Source organism: Ancylomarina sp. 16SWW S1-10-2 (genome assembly GCF_009669305.1).
Classification (GTDB): Bacteria; Bacteroidota; Bacteroidia; order Bacteroidales; family Marinifilaceae; genus Ancylomarina.
On the sequence record NZ_SADB01000003.1, the window covers coordinates 94,426 to 114,464 of the forward strand.

General features: G+C 34.3%; 10 protein-coding genes. 9 read left to right on the top strand and 1 reads right to left on the bottom strand.

Annotated elements, in window-relative coordinates:
- The first annotated feature begins 92 nt into the window (after positions 1 to 92).
- The 7 genes from EMN46_RS03415 (at position 93) to EMN46_RS03445 (ending at position 12,378) form a co-directional block, all read left to right on the top strand.
- On the top strand, positions 93 to 3,182 hold the full coding sequence (locus EMN46_RS03415) for a TonB-dependent receptor (protein WP_195715172.1): 3,090 nt from the start codon (positions 93 to 95) through the stop codon (positions 3,180 to 3,182).
- A 15-nt stretch (positions 3,183 to 3,197) separates the two neighbouring features.
- Entirely contained in the window at positions 3,198 to 4,997 is a 1,800-nt protein-coding gene (locus EMN46_RS03420; protein WP_154199272.1) for a RagB/SusD family nutrient uptake outer membrane protein, read from the top strand.
- A gap of 17 nt (positions 4,998 to 5,014) precedes the next feature.
- Positions 5,015 to 5,500: a hypothetical protein gene (locus tag EMN46_RS03425; protein WP_229130258.1), complete on the top strand. Its 486-nt coding sequence runs from the start codon at positions 5,015 to 5,017 to the stop codon at positions 5,498 to 5,500.
- A 286-nt stretch (positions 5,501 to 5,786) separates the two neighbouring features.
- Entirely contained in the window at positions 5,787 to 6,989 is a 1,203-nt protein-coding gene (locus EMN46_RS03430; protein ID WP_154199273.1) for a glycoside hydrolase family 27 protein, read from the top strand.
- Positions 6,990 to 7,613: 624 nt separating this feature from the next.
- Positions 7,614 to 9,158 carry an arylsulfatase gene (locus EMN46_RS03435; protein WP_229130259.1) on the top strand — a complete coding sequence of 515 codons (1,545 nt, stop codon included), beginning with the start codon at positions 7,614 to 7,616 and terminating at the stop codon, positions 9,156 to 9,158.
- Positions 9,159 to 9,400: 242 nt separating this feature from the next.
- Complete coding sequence (locus EMN46_RS03440; RefSeq protein ID WP_154199275.1) at positions 9,401 to 10,831, top strand: arylsulfatase; 1,431 nt, start codon at positions 9,401 to 9,403, stop codon at positions 10,829 to 10,831.
- 119 nt (positions 10,832 to 10,950) lie between these two features.
- A complete protein-coding gene (locus tag EMN46_RS03445; RefSeq protein ID WP_154199276.1) occupies positions 10,951 to 12,378 on the top strand; it encodes an arylsulfatase in 1,428 nt (475 codons plus the stop codon).
- 199 nt (positions 12,379 to 12,577) lie between these two features.
- On the opposite strand, the gene EMN46_RS03450 is transcribed toward EMN46_RS03445, so the two are convergent.
- On the bottom strand, positions 12,578 to 15,307 hold the full coding sequence (locus EMN46_RS03450) for a TonB-dependent receptor (RefSeq protein WP_154199277.1): 2,730 nt from the start codon (positions 15,305 to 15,307) through the stop codon (positions 12,578 to 12,580).
- A gap of 799 nt (positions 15,308 to 16,106) precedes the next feature.
- Here EMN46_RS03450 and EMN46_RS03455 point away from each other — a divergent pair.
- A complete protein-coding gene (locus tag EMN46_RS03455; RefSeq protein ID WP_154199278.1) occupies positions 16,107 to 17,105 on the top strand; it encodes a LacI family DNA-binding transcriptional regulator in 999 nt (332 codons plus the stop codon).
- 279 nt (positions 17,106 to 17,384) lie between these two features.
- Positions 17,385 to 19,583, top strand: coding sequence for a glycoside hydrolase family 36 protein (locus EMN46_RS03460; protein WP_154199279.1), 2,199 nt, complete (start codon positions 17,385 to 17,387; stop codon positions 19,581 to 19,583).
- Positions 19,584 to 20,039: the final 456 nt, after the last annotated feature.

Here is a 20,039-nt window from a genome sequence, read left to right on the forward strand (position 1 = left end):
TAATTTACACAATCGATTGTTTTTGATTCGAAAATGAAGGTTGATTTTTACTGAGCTGAAAAGTAATATCTAATCAAATGAAAAATAATAAAATGATAGTATTAAAGAAAGTGTTGGGGCGATATCTGCTCTTAACTTTATTTGCGCTGCTATGTTGTAGCTTTGGAATAAAAGCCCAAGAGCTTACAGTACAAGGAACAATATTAAGTGCAGATGATGGTTTGGGCATTCCTGGTGTTAGTGTCGTTATTAAAGGAACAACAACAGGAACTGTTTCGAATATGGATGGTTTTTATTCATTACCTGCAAATATGGGTGATGTACTTCATTTCAGTTTTATTGGAATGAACGAACAGTTAATTACAATTACAAAAGAAGTAATTGATGTGACAATGAGTGCTGACGTGATTGGCCTTAATGAGGTTATTGCGATTGGTTATGGTACAACAACCAAAAGAAAATCAGTTGGTGCAATTTCTACAATGAAAGCTGATAAATTGGAAGCTACACCTTTTGCTAATGTTGGAAATGCATTGCAAGGCCAAGTTGTTGGATTGGTTGTGCAAAACAATGGTGGTGGTCCTGGTAGTGCGCCATCTGTCTCTATTCGTGGAGGTGGAGAACCTCTTTACGTAATTGATGGGGTTATTACTTCTGCTGATGATTTTAACACTCTTAATTCAGAAGATGTTGAATCAATTAGTTTTCTTAAGGATGCATCAGCAACAGCTGTATACGGATCTAGAGCGGGTAATGGTATTGTTTTGGTAACCTCAAAAAGAGGTGAAAGTGGAAAGCTTAAGATTAATTATTCATACAACTATCAGTTGAGCGAACCTACTGTATTGCCTGATATGCTAAATTCTTATGAATTTGCTAAGCTTCAAAATGCAGCTAATGCATACGATGGTACGCCTGCGACTTTTAGCGATGAAGTACTTGAAACGATCAGAACTCATAGCGATTTAGATAACTACCCAGATAATAACTGGCCTAGTTTAACTCTTAAGGATTTTGCGACAGAACAACGTCACAATCTTTCTCTTGCGGGTGGCGATAAGAAAACAAATTATTTTGTTTCCTTAGGATATATTGATCAAGGAGGTATTTTGAAGTCGAATACGGTTAATTACGAAAGATTTAATATTCGCAGTAATGTGACCACTAATTTCGATAAAATTGGTTTAGAAGTTGGGGTTAACTTAAATGCTAGTGTTAAGAATTACGAAGAGCCATCGGCAGGTATGTTCTCAATTTGGAGAGCCATAAATCAAAATACAATTCCATTATATAGGGCTTACAATGAGGATGGAACTTTAGCCGGAGGAGGAGATGGTGATCATCCAATCGCTATTTCAAGCGCAGACGCAGGTTATAAGAAAAATCGTGATAAGTTTATTAATGCGCAATTAAGTGCTAAGTGGGCTGTTCCAAATGTGAAAGGATTGAAAATAGGTGTAATGGCTAATTATCGCGACGGAGACGGATGGGGTAAAACATGGGAGAAAAATGTGCCATTATACATGCAGGATGGTTCGGTACAGGCTCAGCCATTACCAGCTTTAACAGTAAGTTCTTACTACAGTAAAAAAATATATTTCGAAACCAGTGCAAACTATTCAACTACTTTTGGTAAGCATGGTCTTGATGCTACTTTTGTATACAATCAAGCCAAAACTAATTATGAAAAAATGTCTGCTTATCGTAGAGATTATTTATCTGGTGCGGTCGATCAGCTTTTTGCAGGTCCTGTTGATGGTAAGGATAATGACGGAACTGAAACAGAAAGCGCTAATGCGGGTTATGTATTTAGGGTGAAATATGATTACGATTACAAGTATATATTTGAAATGAGTGGTCGTTACGATGGAAATGATAATTTTGCGAAAGGCAAAAAATGGGGATTTTTCCCTGCTACATCAGTAGCTTGGAATATTTCTGAAGAAAGTTTCATGGATAATCTTGATGATAAGAACATTTTTAATTCTTTGAAATTAAGAGCTTCCTACGGTGAAACCGGTGTTGTTGAAGGGGTTAATAGATTTGGATATATTCCAGTTTATAATTTAGAAACAAGTGCCTATAGTGTTGGTGGTTCATTGGTAAATGGTTATTCTGAAGGTAATTTGGTTAATCCTGATGAGTTATCTTGGTACACAAGAAAATCATTTAATTATGGGCTTGATTTTTCTTCATTAAACAATAAGCTAAGTGGTAGTTTTGAATATTTCCTTTATGAAACTACAGGTTATTTACAAAGTCCTAAGGATACTTATTCACAAGCTTTGGGTAAGGATTTACCTCAAATTAAATCAAAATCAGAGCAACGAAGAGCAGGTTATGAAATCTCGCTTCGTTACAAGAACAAGGTGAATCAATTAAGTTACGAAATAGGATTTAATTATTCATACTACAACCAACTTTGGACACGATTGGATACTGAAGATGAAGCTACTTTGAAAAATCCATATTTAAGAGAGACTAACAGAACAGACTATTGGGCTGGGGGAGCAGTTCTTTTGTCAGATGGATTGTATCAGAATAGTGATGAGTTCTTAAACTCGGCTCGTTTACCAGGTTCAACACAAACACAAGGTGGTGATATTCGTTACAAAGATGAAAATGGTGATGGTAAAATTGATGACCAAGATAAGCGAATTGTAGGCTTACCTTCTAAACCTCATGGAAACTATGGTATCGATTTTAAATTGAATTACAAAGGTTGGTTCATGAGTGGTTTGTTCCAAGGAACAGGAGATCGATATATCGCTTTTGATAATTTTATGGTTGTTGAGGCTAAAAGACGTACTTATGATTTTCAGACAGATTTCTGGTCTCCAGAGAATCCAAATGCATTGTATCCACGCGTTTCTCATACAGAATCTGTAAATGGGGGTAATAATAGTAACGGTTCTAATCAATCAGATTTTTACCTGAAAAATGCTAAATACTTTAGAATGAAAAACCTTCAAATTGGATACAATTTGAAAGATAAAGTGCTGGCTAATGTTTCTTGGATTTCGTCTTGTAAAATGTATGTGAATGGAACCAATTTATTCACAATATCTGATGTGATGGATTATTTTGATCCAGAACAGGCAGAGGATACAAATACGGGTACTCAAACTTATGGATATCCAGTACAACGTACTTATTCTTTGGGTATAAATGTTGGATTTTAATAAAAACTAGAAGCGATGAAGAAAATATTATTATATATATTAATAGCAAGTACAGGCATTATAAGCTACTCGTGTAGCGATAGTTTGCTTGATACTAAGCCACTCGATAAGTTTACCGAGTTAGATGTTTGGAATGATGTAAATCTGGCTCAAGGATTTATCTACAATACTTATGAATCTGTAATTCCTGAGTTATTCGTCAATCCAAATGATCGTGACACTAAAATGGGTGGTGTTAGTTGCGATGATTATACCGATAATGTAATGAATGGTAAATCGGATAATATTGCAAGAGATTTAATCGACAAATATTTTGATGCAGGATGGGCTACAAATAATTCGTACTATTGGTATGGTAAAGCTCCTTTAGGGCGAAAAGGACCAATCAAGAAGAATTCATTTGAAGTGATTCGCGATTGTAATTTAATTATCGAAAAGGTTGCTGAATCAAAAGGTATTGCAGATGTTGATAAACCAGCTTTAATTGCGCAGGGAAAAATGTTGCGTGCTTTAATTTATTTTACAAAAGCACGTTTATTTGGAAAGTATGTAATTGTTGATAAGGTATTAACAACTGATGATGAGTTAAAGTTGCCACGTACAGCAACGATCAAGGAAACTTATGATTTTATCATTAAGGATCTTCAAGATGCTGCTGTAGACTTACCAACAAGTGCCGCTGCAGGTAAATTAACAAAAGGAGCGGCTTATGCCATGTTAGCAGAAGTAGCATTGCAAGGATCGGCATATATTGAATCTGGTGTGCAAGATTATTATCAGATTGCTAAGAAAGCAAGTGAAGATTTATTTGCTTTGGGATATAATTTGGATGCTGATTACGCAGGCTTATTTAATAATTATGAAAAAGCCCTAACTTCCAGTGAAATTATATTGGCACAATACAAACATATTGATGCAACTGTGTTTTCGTTAACTCCTGTGCAAGGGTGGATGCCTAATATGGAAGTAAATAAAACATCGGGAACTCCAAAACTAAAAGAATCGTTTTTAGGATGGACAAAAAATTGGCCTTCTGCTGATATGGTTGATGATTATTTGGTGACTGATGCTGATGGTATTGCTAAAAAATATGATGAGACATCTTATTATCAGGATTTCATGACAAATGGTGGTTATGTTTCTAAGGCTGTTTATGGACATAGAGATTCACGTTTTTATGCTTCAATAGTTAGTGATTCTACTCAATTGCTTTCGAATACTGTAACCACTCGAATTGGTGGTAACATGCACTATTTGGAAAGTAATAAAGGAACTAATGCATCTACACCTTCAGGTTATTTTATTAAAAAAGGTATTCCTGATAATGTTGTAGGATATAAGGCTGTTGTGTTTACAAATTATCATCAAAGTATTGCACGTTTAGGTCGATCATATCTAAACTACGCTGAAGTGTTATTACGTCTTAACCAACCAGCTTTAGCAATTGAATATATTAACAAAACAAGAACGACTCATGGTAATCTACCTGCTTTATCAGCTGGTTTAGGTATTGATGAAGTATGGAAATGGTACAAAATTGAGCGTAGAGTTGAGTTGTTTTTAGAAAATGACAGGTATTGGTCATTGTTACGTTGGGGAAAAACAGACGGTGGAGGAGTGATCTCTGAAATCAATAATAAAGTGCACAAGTTTTTCGAAATTGCTGCCGATGGTAAAAGTTTTGAGATTAAAGATCTTCCAATTAAGATTGCTGAGCAGCAAAAGAGATTTTCAACAAAACGTTACTTATTTCCTGTTCCTCAAAATGAGAGAGACTTAAATGAGAAGTTAGACCAAAACCCAGGTTGGGAATAATTAATAATTAAAATCAGATGAAAAAAATAATTAAATATATACCGGTTTTGTTTTTCATGTTGTTTTTCACATCATGTTTAAAATCAGGTTTGGATGACTTGCCTGTCTACGAAGAAGCTAATATCGAAAGTTTCAAGTTTGAATATAGATGGATGATTGATAATGTAGGTAATGATCAACTAAAGGTGTATTCAATGAATGTTTCGAGTATTATTGATACAGTAGCTAATACTGTTGATTGTATCGTTAAGGTTCCTGATGCAACAAACGTTGGAGCAAAACCTACCAATGATTTTCCTATAGCAACAAGAGCTGAGGTATCATTATCAAATTTAGTTGGATTCTGTAGTATTTCTACAGCAGCAACTATGGAACCTGTTGGAGATGCCCCTGTATTAGGAGCAATTGCCGATTATAGTGCTGGACCATTTGAGTATGAAGTTACTGCTGCAGATGGAACGACTAAAATTTGGACTGTAACAATTTCTGAGTTTATTAAATAAGAGGTGAATAAATGATGAGTTAAGGGGTTGAAACTAAGGTTTCAATCCCTTTCTTTTTAAGCAATTTATTTCTGATATTAGGGAGAGTTGTAATGAGGACTCAAAAAAATAATTATTCTTTTAAAGCTTACACAATTCGTCAATTTTTACAGCGTCGGTGATAAAATAAAAGATTCCACACAAAGACGAATAAAGTTTTGTTTTAGCAATCTAGAATAGATATTTGGATTGATTCAAAAGATAATTAGTCGTCTAATATAATTACATAACAATAAGATAAACAAAAATGAAAAGATGTCTTAGATTACTATTAATTACGATTTTAATATCGAATATGAGTTTTACTTATGCTCAAAAAGTTAAAGGTATAACACCTACACCACCAATGGGTTGGAATAGTTGGAATGCTTATAAAAAGAAGAATGTAAATGAACAAACTATATATAAGACAATAGATTTAATGGTTTCAGATGGTTATAAAGCAGCAGGTTATAACTATGTGATTATTGATGGTGGTTGGAGAGGTCATAAGTTAGATAGCAAAGGAAGAATCACTGTTGATTCTATAAAATTTCCACATGGAATTAAAGCTATGGCTGATTATGCGCATTCAAAGGGTTTGAAATTTGGGTTGCATGTTACACCTGGAACTCAAGATTGTGGTGGAGATGAAGTCGGCATGTATGGCCATGAAGAAGCAAATCTCAAACAGTTTGAATCTTGGGGATTAGATATGCTTAAAATAGATCGTTGTCAGATGAATGGAGCATCTGATAATTGGGATGAAGAGGCGACTCGTGAAGTTTATTTAAAATGGAGTAAATTATTAGCTCATGCTTCACGTCCTATATTATTCAGTATTAGTGCTTATGTATATCGCCCTTGGTATCCTCAATATTGTAATATGGCTAGAACCACAGGTGATTTATGGGGATTCTCTCGTTCTCATTTTGATGGAGATCAACATTCTATAATGAAAATTGCAGATTTAAATAATGAGTGTGCAGATTTTGCAGGTAATGGATATTGGAATGATCCAGATATGTTAGTGGTTGGCAATCCGGCACTTACTTTTGATGAACAGAAGACACAATTTGCATTGTGGTGTATTATGACTTCACCATTGATGATGGGAAATGATTTATCCGAAACATCGACTGAGGTACATGATTTGTTGACAAATAAAATGGCAATACGTGTGAATCAAGATACAACAGAACAAGGTCGTCGTATTTTCCGACGTAGTGTTGTTGGAGCTGGTAATGAGATATGGCTTAAACATTTAAATAATGGTGATGTAGCAGTTGTTTTTCTCAATCGTAGCGATGAGGCTAAGTCTCAAAATCTATATTTTGATGATCTTAAATTATCTAATCATGTAAAAGTATATGATATTTTTGATAAAAAAGACATGAGTACTATGAGTGAAAAAATAGCAGTAAGCCTAGATAAACATGCATGTAGATTCTTTCTTCTTCATGATAATTAATTTGTTTTGTGAACCGAAACTTAAATGCAATCATATTTCTCCACTCACTTTATCAATATGGAAAAATATCTATTAAATATCACGATAGTAAATTGTTTTGTTGCTTAAGTTCAATTAGTGATTGTTTTTGTATTTGGAGGTATTGTAAACTCGAGTATATAACTATTTTAGTGTTGTGTATAAGGAGAGTTGTACTAATAAAGTGCATCTGTCTTGTAAGATTTGTTTGTGTGGTTTTTTTTGCCCGATAAGCTTAATTTCCTTCATAAAGCTTCTTTTGTATTGGATCGTCTTCAGTTTGAACTGATAAATACATAAAATGTACTAAGAGTTACTTTCAATTCTTCTTTAATTTCAATCTTTGTTATAGGTTATTATGTGATTATATTTCATAAAAATAAATGGTGAAAATCTATATTAATTGTTTCTAAAAGGTTTTAAATCTGGATTTCATATATTTTTATGTAAATAGTTTGTGAGTATTTTATATTGGTGAAGAGAATAAGTCTAAGAAACGTCCAGAATTAAAATTTTCTACAACTATGGAAATGAATATCTGGTAAGTTCTCCCGAGAAATTGGGATAGGCTAAAAGACAAAAGCTTAAAATTATAAACTTATGAAAATGAAAAAATTAATTTGGTCAATGTTATTGGTCCCAAGTTTAATTAGTGCTTGTCAACCAGCGAAAAATAAAGTTGACGAGTCGAGTGCAAAACCAAACGTAGTGGTTATCTATATGGATGACTTGGGTTATGGTGATTTAAGCTCGTATGGAGCTACCGAATTGCAAACTCCAAATATTGATGCGCTTGCTGCAGGTGGAAATCGATTTACCAATGCTTATGCATCTTCGGCAACTTGTACGCCAAGTAGGTATGCTTTGTTAACAGGATCTTACCCTTGGCGTAATAAGGATGCAAAAATACTTCCGGGTAGTGCTCCTTTAATAATTAGTACCGATCAGCCAACACTTCCTAAAATGATGAAAGCTAACGGATACTATACAGGTGTTGTTGGTAAGTGGCATTTAGGTTTGGGTGATGGTAATTTAGATTGGAACAAACAAATAACACCAGGTCCCAACGAAGTTGGATTCGATTATTCATATATCATGGCTGCGACTCAAGATCGTGTTCCTACTGTGTTTATCGATAACGGAAATGTAGTTGGTCTAGATCCTAACGATCCTATTGAAGTAAATTACAATCATAATTTTGATGGTCAGCAAACTGGACTTGAAAATCCCGAACTTTGTAAATTGAAATGGCATCATGGTCACAATGGCACTATTGTGAATGGAATTCCTAGAATTGGATTCATGAAAGGTGGAGAGAAAGCTAAGTGGGTTGATGAAACAATGTCTAGTCACTTTTTAGCATTGGCTCAGAAGTTTGTAAGAGATCATAAAAGTGAACCTTTCTTTTTGTATTACGCATTGCAACAACCTCATGTACCTCGTACTCCAAATCCTAAATTTGTTGGAAAATCGGGAATGGGTGCACGTGGAGATGTTATTTTGGAAGCAGACTGGACAATTGGACAGTTTATGAAAACCATGAAAGAAGAAGGTTTATTAGAAAATACTTTAATCGTATTCTCAAGTGATAATGGTCCAGTATTGAATGATGGTTATTATGATGACGCAGTAGAAAAATTAGGTAAGCATAAGCCTTCGGGACCATTTAGAGGTGGAAAATATAGCTTATTTGAAGCAGGTACAAGAATTCCATTCGTTACCTATTGGAAAGGTAAAATTAAACCACAGGAATCAGATGCTTTGGTTTGTCAGATGGATTTAATGGCCTCAATTGCAAAATTAATAGGTGTTGAAGCTCCAAAAAGTGATAGTCAGAACCAATTAAATCTTTTAATGGGCGAGAGCGACAAAGGAAGAGAAAACTTGATTATTGAAGCAACTTCAAGAACAGCGATTCGCCAAGGCGATTGGTTGATGATTCCTCCATATAATGCTAAAGCTATAAATGAAAAGGTGAATATTGAATTGGGTAATTCTCCAGAATTTCAATTGTATAACTTAAAAGATGATGAGGGAGAACAAAATAATTTAGCAAAAAGCAATCCTAAAAAATTGAAAGAAATGTTAGAGAGTTTTGAGGCATTACGAGGTAAAAACTATTCTAAAATTCAAAAAATGGAATTGAAGTAAGCTTGCTGAAACAAATAATGGTTCAGATTAGCATCTTGGTATTATTGCTAAGATTAAAGAATTTATGAAAAACAACATATATATTCAAACATTTTCTTACTTATTAAGGGAATCTGATTTTTGTTGAAATTTTATAATTAGATAAATACCAGAAGTATAAAATATGAATGAAAGGTTTGTAGTTGCGTTTTTAATTAAACTACTACAGGCCTTTTTTTTGTATCAGTATATAAATCAATACTATGAATAAATTAGTTTTTTTATTAATTGTCGTTCTTTTCTTGAGCTCGTGTAACGAGAAGGTGGAGAAAAAGAATCAAACACCAAATATTGTTTACATTTTGGCTGATGATTTAGGTTATGGTGATTTGAGCTGTTATGGACAACAAAAATTCGAAACACCCAATATAGATAAGTTAGCTGAACGAGGAATGAAGTTTACACAGCATTATTGTGGTTCTGCAGTTTGTGCACCTTCTCGTTCTACCTTAATGACTGGACAGCATACTGGACATACTCCAATTCGAGGAAATAAGGAGTTAGATGGCGAAGGTCAGTCTCCTATTCCTGCGAGTACGCTTACTATAGCTGAAGTTATGAAAACGGCTGGATACACAACAGGTATGTTTGGTAAATGGGGATTGGGATTTCCTGGTTCGGAAGGGGATCCTAACAATCAGGGGTTCGATGAGTTTTATGGCTACAATTGTCAGCGAATGGCTCATAGATATTATCCTCCTTACTTGTGGCACAACCAGGAAAAGGATTATTTAGAAGGAAACGATTGGACAAATACGGTGACTTATGCACCGGATAAAATTCAAGATGCTACTCTTCAATTTATTGAGAATAACAAGGATACTAGCTTTTTTGCATATGTGCCTTTGGTTTTGCCTCATGCCGAATTAATTTCTCCTAAGGATTCTATTTCGAAGAAATTCGAAGGGAAGTTTGTGGAAGACAATCCTTATTTGGAAGGTTCATCGACTGCATCAGATTATGGACCCAATATTATTAAAAAGAAATATTGTTCGCAAAAAGCGCCTTATGCAACTTTTGCTACGATGATTACTCGCTTGGATGCCTATGTAGGACAAATTGTTGCAAAACTAGAAGAATTAGGAATTGCTGATAATACAATTATCATGTTTGCAAGTGATAATGGCCCTCATACTGAAGGCGGAGCTAATCCTGAATTTTTTAATAGTGCAGGAGGATTACGAGGTGTTAAGCGTGACTTATATGAAGGCGGAGTTCGTACTCCATTTATTGTTGTGTGGCCAAATAAAGTAAAAGCTGGTTCTGTTTCCGATCATGTATCTGCTTTTTGGGATGTTTTACCTACTTGTGAAGCTATTGTGGGTGTTAAATCAACTTCTACCGATGGTATATCTTTTTTACCTGAATTGTTAGGAGAACCAAATCAAAAAGAACACGATTATTTATATTGGGAGTTTGCGCATAAAGGAGGCCGTCAGGCAGTTCGTATGGGCAACTGGAAAGGTGTAATCTATAATATAAGCAAGAAGGGTGAAATGCAGTTGTACAATTTGACTGAAGATGTTGCTGAAACCAATAATGTAGCCGATCAGCATCCTGATATTATAGCTAAGATGAAAGGTATTATGGAAAAAGAACATGTTGATTCTGAGATTTTTCCTCTCATCAAGTAAGTATAAATTTTGTTGAGATTTTTCAATTAAATATCAGTAGAATATAATAAGAATGAAAGGTCTGTAATCGTGTTTTTAATAGCCTTTTACAGACTTTTTGGTATCAATAAATTAATACTATGAATAAGTTAGTTTTTTTATTAATTGCCGTTCTTTCCTTGAGCTCGTGTAACGAGAAGAAGGAGAAGAAGGAGAAAAAGAATCAAAAACCAAACATTGTTTACATTTTAGCTGACGATTTAGGTTATGGTGATTTGAGTTGTTATGGTCAAGATAAATTTGAAACGCCTAACATTGATAAATTAGCCAAACGAGGAATGAAATTTACACAGCACTATAGTGGTGCTGCGGTATGTGCACCTTCTCGCTCAACATTATTGACCGGAAAGCATACCGGACATACTTCAATAAGAGGAAATAAAGAACTAGACGGAGAAGGTCAATTGCCAATGAAAGGAAGTTCAATTACTGTTGCCGAGCTATTGAAAACAGCTGGTTATACAACAGGAGCTTTTGGTAAATGGGGATTAGGATTTCCAGGTTCTGAAGGTGATGCGAATAATCAAGGTTTTGATGAATTCTATGGCTATAATTGTCAGCGAATGGCTCATCGATATTATCCTGCTTATTTGCGACACAATCAGGATAAGGAATATTTGGAAGGTAACGATTGGACAAATACAGTAACCTATGCTCCCGATAAAATTCAGGATGCTACTCTTCAATTTATTGAGAATAATAAGGATACTAGCTTTTTTGCATACGTGCCTTTGGTTTTGCCTCATGCCGAACTGATATCGCCAAACGATTCTATTATGGAAATGTTTGAAGGTAAATTTGACGAGGTACCTTACGTAGGTGTAAAAGGATCCGATTATGGTCCTGATATGATACAAAGTAAATTTTGTTCACAAAAGACTCCATATGCAGCTTTTGCAGCTATGGTAACTCGAATGGATAATTATGTGGGACAGATTACTGCAAAGCTAGAGGAATTGGGTATTGCTGATAATACTATCGTGATGTTTGCCAGTGACAATGGGCCACATGCTGCCGGAGGTGCTAATCCTGTTTATTTTAATAGTGCAGGAGGTTTGCGTGGTATTAAGCGCGATTTATATGAAGGCGGAATTCGTGCTCCTTTTATTGCCGTTTGGCCTAATAAAATTGAAGCAGGTTCAGTTTCCGATCATGTCTCAGCATTTTGGGACTTTTTACCTACTTGTGCTGCTATTGCAGGTGTTAAATCAGTAGAGGGTATCGATGGGATTTCCTTTTTACCTGAATTACTAGGTGAAGCCAATCAAGAAGAGCATGATCATCTTTATTGGGAGTTTTCTCGTAAAGGAGGTCGTCAGGCAGTTCGTATGGGCGACTGGAAAGCTGTAATTTATAAATTGCACAAACAGGGTGAGTTGGAACTTTATAATTTGGCTACTGATGTATCCGAATCGAATAATGTTGCTGATCAACATCCTGATATTGTAGCTAAGATGAAAGAGATAATGAAAAAAGAACATGTTGATTCTAAAAGATTTCCTTTATAGAATTTGAAAATATTATTTAGAATTTAGTGTCTATAATTTACTTAAGGAGCAGTTGCATTTAGTGCAACTGTTCCTTTTTTTATTTCTGATTTTTCGATTGAAATACCTAAGAAAAACAAACGAAGGATAGTGACACTTGCTTTGTAATTTGTACTTAGGCTCTTACTTTATAACGATATTATAATTGATAGTTTCTTATTTATCCTCGATATTTATCTCTGCAATAACTTTTTCTTCTCTCTTTTACCTTTCCATCCCGAAGTTTGTAACTAAAAGTTAGCATGTAGAAATTAGTCAGTTTGTTAGTGTAATTATCAGATGTATACATTTCTTTTACGATGTGTGATCTTTCATCCTCTTGGCTAATAAGATCATAAGCTGTTAATGAAATCTCACCTCTTTTATTTTTAAAAACCTTTGAGGATAAACCAAGGTTTAAGTGCCAAACAATATCTTGATTATGGGTAGAATAGTTATTTTGATAATTGTTACTTGCATTGGTTCTGAAAATGAAATCTTTTACAAAACGCCAATACATGTTTAGCGATGTGGTTTGCGAAATATATTCAGATCCCTTTGATCTATTATTCTTTGAATTAGAATATTTACTGGAACTAGAAAATGTGAAGTCTATTCTATCACTAATATTAGAACTAAGAATCATCCCATGTCTAATATTCCAAGTATGGGTATATGATTTTTTGCTGTTAATCAATATTGGAGAATGAGAAAGCATTCCTCGCGTATTAATATTTAATTTCGACTTTAGTTTCTTTATCGGTAAACTATAACTTACACTACTCGTTAAATAGTATTTTCCATGCAAATTAACTGGTTTAGAGAATTGACCACCTGCCGAAAGAAAAACATCATTGTTAATAGTTGTATCCTTAGCCGCAACAATTATGTTTCGACCAACAGAATTACTTGTGCTTACCATTTTTGTGTGAATTGAGATATGAGTCCCTTTTTCTGCATTCGATGCTCTATACATACCCGATAGAGTATGAGTTCTTGATTGTTCTAAATTCGAATTTCCTATAGTAATAAATAATGGATTGGAAACATCAATAACCTCTTGTAGGTCAGACACCGATGGGATATTTGTTTGAGAGTTGTACTTTAAACTCAGTCGTTTGTTCTTGTTAATCTTATAAATATATCTGGCATTTGGTTTTATGGCGTAGAAATCCTTTTTGAAATTGTTTTTGTTTGGGAAACGCTCTTCACTTTTTAACGAATTAATTTCCAAGTCGCTACCGATGGTTATTTTGTGCTTTTTAGTTTGGTATTTATAAGCCAAACGGGCACTGTTAGTTTGTGTCGTATTATTAAATTGATTACTTGTTAACTCATCAAGTTCATTGTACAAATTAGTTGCGGAATCTAGATTGTATCCGTTTTTATCCGATTTACGGCTTTGATTCGTGTAATTATAGCCAGTCGTAAATGATCCTGATTCTCCAATAGGCTCCGAATAAGAAATACCAGTTCGTATTTCGGTGTTTGTACTTTTACTATCAGAAATTCGATTGATATTTTGACTGACCTCTTTGTCTTCATTTAATGTTTCCGATACTTGTTTTCCATCCGAATCATTATTGCTGTAATTAATACTGGCTTTCAGGGAAATTATTCGTCCTTTTTTATTTAATTTTCTTGCGAAATTCAGGCTTTGTCTAAGGTTATAATACTCATTTTCTGAAGTTTTCATATTGGCATTCGAATTGATCATCTTGCTTACAAGATAAGTGTCGGAAAATGAGTTGGATTTAGAATCTGTATCTGTGGTTTTAACAGTAGTGTTCAATAAAAATCTGTTTTTAGGATTGGAGTTCAATTTTATGCGCAGGTCCATATTGTGATTTGCGTTTCCATTTGTCGAATTGTTCGTACTGTTTTGTATTTGACCTTCCAGAGCTTCCGAAGTGTAGTTTTTTACACTCGTGTTCTTATTCTGATATTCGTTATTTCCATATTCGTAGCTGAACTCCAACTCTTTATTATTTTTACTGGCTGTAATGTTAAGCCCAATGGCATCATCTTGAATGTCGTTTCCACTAATACTCGATTTGCCAAATCTTCTGTTGTTTAGGCGTAGAGGAGCATTCACATTTTTAGACCTACCAATTAGTGTTAAGCTGTTATTATCCGAGAGACGATTAATATTTCCATTAAATCCGTATTTATTTTCCTTTCCTACCCCAGAGGCAAGCTCTCCAAATAGCAGCTTTTTATTCGTTTTTGTTGTCACAATATTTACTGATCTCAGTTCTTCTTTATCAGCAATACCCGTGAATTTGGCGTCATCGCTTTGGTATTCGAAAACCTCAATGTTTTTAATTACATCGCTGGGAATTGTTGCCAAAGCCTGACTCATATTCTTCCCAAAGAATTTTTTACCATCAACTAATATTTCTGTAATCTGTAAACCTTCAGTCATTAATTTGCCGTCAATCTCGGTAAAACCAGGTAGTTTAGCTAAAAGCTCACCTGCTGTAGCATCTGGATTAATCTTAAATGCGTGTGGATTAAAAACTGTTGTATCACCCCTTTGTTGCGTAGGAGGTAAGGTTTCAATAATGTTGATTTCTTGTAGAAATTCACTGTTCTCAATCAGTTTTAAGGTACTTAGATCGATAGATTGTTTATCTATGGTAATCGATTTTTGAATTGTATTGTACCCAATAAATGAAACCTGAAGTTTGTATCTACCGGGTCGTGCTTTTATAATGAAATCTCCTTTTTCATTGGTGATGGTTCCTTGCATATTTATGCTGTCGCTTTCGCTGATTAGAATAATGCTTGCGCCGGGTAAAGTTCCTTGTTCTTGCGAGTCAATAATTTTACCCTTAATTGATAAATTATTTTGCGCATTAATTGATGTTCCTAATAGTAGAAATAAGAAGAAGAGAGTGACTCTATACATATTAGATTGTTTAAAGATCAATGAATATGGTTAAGTAAGACTAGTAAAAGAAGAGAAAGTTTAATCTTTACATTGTTAATAAATGTTAATAGTAGATTGTCCGCAATTTTAAATATTTAATGCGTATGCTGTTTTGTAATTAGAAAGAACAGCTTCTTTTTAACACCCTTGTGTCTAGAATATTAATCTGGGATGTTTACTCTTTTTTTCTTACGAAAGACAAGGCAGGAGTGGAGGTGTTAATGTGGTTGATTTGGCAACGATTCATTCGTGTTCGTTTATTCAAATACAGACTTATTGCGAATTTATGCGGATTGAAGTTTCCGAAATTCAAGGGTAATTTGATTATTTCGATATCAGTAGATGTAACTTGGTGGAAACTGAATAATATTAGATTCATATAAAAAAGAAAACATCAAATAGAGCCGCAGGGGATCTAACACAGCACAGGTATCCGAATAGGTGTCTGCAATTTATTTATTGTGGTGTTTAAATATTCTTTTAATTATAGAGGATCGTTTAATAATTATCCTCTAAAAATATCTTTTAAACCTGAACTAATAGAATATGAAAAGTAATTTTTAGTTTTCTCATTCCTTGATTTGTTCAAGCTCGTATAATTATCTGTTAGAAAAATAGTTGGCGATTTATAAATTGCATTAAATACTTCTGATATAGACTTAATATTCCAGTCATATAAATCATATTTGTTCTAAATTTCAATAAAATCTAGCGCATAAAGAAAATTATCTTATATTTGTTATGGGAACGTTCCCATTCTGATCAAGATATAGTATAAATGGCTAACATAAAAGATATCGCAAAATTAGCAGGCGTTTCAAAATCTACAGTTTCGAGAGTCGTGAGCAATAACGGTTTTGTGAAGGAAGAGACTCGTGCTAAGATTATGAAAGTTATGGAGAACTTAAATTATCGTCCAAATATGTTTGCTAAAGGCATGCGTACGAATCGTTCTTTTTCCATTGGTATTCTTTTCCCAGATTTAAAGAATCCTTTTTTTACAGAATGGTATAGTATTGTTGATACAATCTCTAGAGAAAGAGGATATCTAAATTACATCTGTGTGACTGATCCTAAGGGGGAATCGGAAGAAATGCGTATTGATGATTTACTGGCTAGGAGTATTGATGGCATCATCATCTTTTCTTATCGTAAAGATGATGCATTTATTGAGAAGCTTCGAAAGATTAACAAATTGACACCCATTTTATGTTGCGATTCTATGTTTCTAGATTCAGGACTTTCATGCATTTGTGCTGATGGTGAAAAAGGTACCTATAACGCAACACAAAAACTTATAGAATCTGGAAATAGGAATATTGCATACATTAAAGGAAAAGATGAATTTTCTGTTGTCGATAATCGATTTGAGGGTTATTTAAAGTGTTTGGCTGATAGTAGTTTAAAAATAAATGATGCACATATAATAAGTGCTAATTTCACTCGAGGTTGTGGCTATAAAGCTGCCGAAGAGCTGATGGAGCATAGTAACCCGCCAGATGCAATTATGGCAGCAACCGATCTTATGGCAATGGGAGTATTAGATTACCTGAATAAAAAAAATTACCATATTCCTGATGATGTGGCGGTATTTGGGTATGATAACCTTGTAGCTGCAAAGAATACTTCTCCTCCATTGAGTACTATAGCACTGCCTTTTAATGAGATTGCAGAGAAGTCTATAAATACTCTAATAAAATTAATTGAGGAAGATAAGACAGACATAGTTGTTGAAATGTTTGACTGTGAACTAAAAATGAGAAACACAACAAAATAAAATGGAAGGTGCGCATTTCAGATTTAGATTGTTAAGTTTTGTAGCTGCTTTTTTTCTATGTGTATTTCGGACACATATTACTGCCCCTTTTTGGGGCTTTTATTACAGCTTCAAATTATTATTTTACGTACATGAATGGGAACGATCCCATTATTGTTTTTATAATTATATTTACTTAGACGCTAAGGAAAAGAAGACTAAGTTTCTTTACTATTGAGATCTTGGGGTATTGGTAGACAGGAGAAAGTTTTAATAATTGGAATCAAAAAAAATCGCAATATGGAAACATCTAGAATAAAGTATCAAATAAATAAATTGAATAGAAAATATTTATTATTAATTCTGACTTTAATATGTCTGATAGGTGAGAGTATAGTTGTTAATGCTCAGGTAATCACTTCTTTTGATGGTAATTTATTGGTGCTAGATAATGGTCTTATTCGTCGCGAAATTTCAATAGATGAGGCGGGTAGATTTACTACACGTAGCTATCAATTAATAAAAGATAAGCAAGAATTTATTCTTAATACTGCCAATTTCAATAAAAAAGATGCAGATAAATTTACCGTATCGAATTCCGATGAAATCGGTTTTATGATCAACGATAAATCCTACACTGGCTTAAGTGGATGGGAATATGTATCAGATGAAAAAGTGGAAAACGGAATAAAATTGAACTTGAAATCAAAAACACTAGATCTTCAGGTAGGTGTTACCTATTTAATTTATCCCGATCTGCCTATTATTCGTAAGAAAGTAGAATTTACCAATACAGGTAGTGAATCTATTAAATTAGAATCGTTAGATATTGAACGCCTTAAAATTGTAAATGGCGGAATTGGCACTACAAGTTGGATTATGAACGATTATGGACGTAAGAAAAATTTGGGTCAGTTTGTAGGTGAATGGTACGATCCTGTTGTAGTAATCCACAATCACAAATATCGTACAGGTATTGTATTAGGGAACGAAGCTCCCGGCGTAATGAAAAGAACTGCTGCTTATCAAACGCCTAGTTTACTAAGTGTGGGATTAACGCATATTGAACAAAATTTTGGATTTCGTAAATGGATTAAACCAAACGAAACATGGAAAAGTACATGGGTTTTTTCTGGAGTTTATAATAATAGCGATGATCCTTCGGCCATTTTAAATACATCGGTAAACGATTTTGTACGAAAGTACATGGGTTGCCAGATTTTTAAAGTAAAAGAAATGCCAATTTTTGTGTACAACACTTGGGCGCCTTTTAAGCATAACATCAACGAAAAAATGATGTTCGAATTGGTTGATGCGGCTGCAGAATGTGGTATTCAAGAATTTGTGATCGACGATGGATGGCAAGAGTCATATGGTGATTGGGGCGTAAATAAAGAAAAGTTTCCCAATGGTTTAAAACCGGTTTTCGACTATATCAAATCGAAAGGAATGAAACCAGGTGTTTGGATTAGTTTATGCTCGGCCGAAACAAAAAGTGAGGTTTTTAAAAATCATCCAGAATGGGCGGTTAAGAAAGCAAATGGAGATTTCATTAATCTACATTCCGATAAAGACAATTTGTATGGATGGGAATCTCGTTCCATGTGCATGACTACAGGATGGAAAGATTATATCCGTGATGTTATTTTAAACATGGTTGACGAATATGGATTAGAGTATATCAAAGGAGATTTTGCTGCGGTTACAGGTGCTTATACTTCCGATAAAACGCGTTCGGGTTGCTATGCACTAAATCATAATCACAAAGATCGTAATGAATCGATGTTGAAAATGTACCAAGCAACATGGCAGCTATTTGATGAGCTACATGAAGCTGCTCCAAACTTGTTTATCGACTGTACTTTTGAAACCATGGGAGCATTGCAATTAATCGATTTTGATATGTGTAAACATGCCGATGGAAACTGGCTTTCGAACTATTTTGATCGTTCACCTCTTGGGGGATTAAAAGTTCGGGAACTTGCATGGTCGCGCTCTCCAAGTATTCCTGCTGCTTCTATGGTAATTGGGAATCAGGGATTGGACGATCCAAACTTTATGTATTCCATGAAGTCGCTTGCTGGTACTCTTCCTATTGTTTTAGGCGATCCGCGTGAACTAACGCAAGCAAAGAGGAAAGAGATTAGAGAAATGGCAGATTGGTTGAAAGAAATGCAGAATGATCATGATTTTATGACTTATCGACAAGATCTGCCTGGTTTTGGAAGGCCTCAGGATGGTTTTTGGGATGGTTTTCAGCGTATTAATACGGATACTAAATCTGGTGGTATTATAGGTGTTTTCAAGCAAAAATCCTTTAAACACGAAATGTGGGTAACGGTTAATTACCTCGATCCTAAAGCCGAATATGAAGTAAGACTTGCTCCTAATGGTAAAAGAGTTACTCAGGGAACCGGAGAAGAATTACGGACGAAAGGTTTTAAGGTAACCTTTGGCGATGAATTTCAGGGAGAGTTGTACGAAATAAGAAGAAAATAGAAAGTGAGAGGGGCGAAATATTTTGGCCATCTCATTAACGTTTTATCTCGAAAGTTAGCCGTGTTATTCAGTAAGGTAAATATGTAATAACTATGAAAAAGGCATTAGTATTGATCGGTATTTTGCTTACAATAACAGAATAGGCTTATTGGTAAATTTATAAAATAGTTGAAAGAAGGGATTTAAAGAAAGAGGGCGGAGAATAATTCTCCGGCACTAGATAGATATGTCTCAATAAATTGAGATAAATCTTCTTTATGATGCAATATTATAAAAAAATAGAAATTATTGAACTAAAATATTAGGATTTAATCACAGTATCTGAAAGGGATGAACTAATTAAAATTAACTCACTTCGTGAATTGTTAACGATTTGGCAACTATTCACTCGTGTTCGTTTATTCAAACACAAGACTTATTGCGAAATTATGCGGATTGAAGTTTCTTAAATTCAAG

Excerpts from the sequence above, each read along its gene's own strand:
- EMN46_RS03415 (WP_195715172.1), top strand. The coding sequence starts at position 93 with ATGATAGTATTAAAGAAAGTGTTGGGGCGATATCTGCTCTTAACTTTA.
- EMN46_RS03420 (WP_154199272.1), top strand. The coding sequence starts at position 3,198 with ATGAAGAAAATATTATTATATATATTAATAGCAAGTACAGGCATTATA.
- EMN46_RS03425 (WP_229130258.1), top strand. The coding sequence starts at position 5,015 with ATGAAAAAAATAATTAAATATATACCGGTTTTGTTTTTCATGTTGTTT.
- EMN46_RS03430 (WP_154199273.1), top strand. The coding sequence starts at position 5,787 with ATGAAAAGATGTCTTAGATTACTATTAATTACGATTTTAATATCGAAT.
- EMN46_RS03435 (WP_229130259.1), top strand. The coding sequence starts at position 7,614 with ATGAAAAAATTAATTTGGTCAATGTTATTGGTCCCAAGTTTAATTAGT.
- EMN46_RS03440 (WP_154199275.1), top strand. The coding sequence starts at position 9,401 with ATGAATAAATTAGTTTTTTTATTAATTGTCGTTCTTTTCTTGAGCTCG.
- EMN46_RS03445 (WP_154199276.1), top strand. The coding sequence starts at position 10,951 with ATGAATAAGTTAGTTTTTTTATTAATTGCCGTTCTTTCCTTGAGCTCG.
- EMN46_RS03450 (WP_154199277.1), bottom strand. The coding sequence starts at position 15,307 with ATGTATAGAGTCACTCTCTTCTTCTTATTTCTACTATTAGGAACATCA.
- EMN46_RS03455 (WP_154199278.1), top strand. The coding sequence starts at position 16,107 with ATGGCTAACATAAAAGATATCGCAAAATTAGCAGGCGTTTCAAAATCT.
- EMN46_RS03460 (WP_154199279.1), top strand. The coding sequence starts at position 17,385 with ATGGAAACATCTAGAATAAAGTATCAAATAAATAAATTGAATAGAAAA.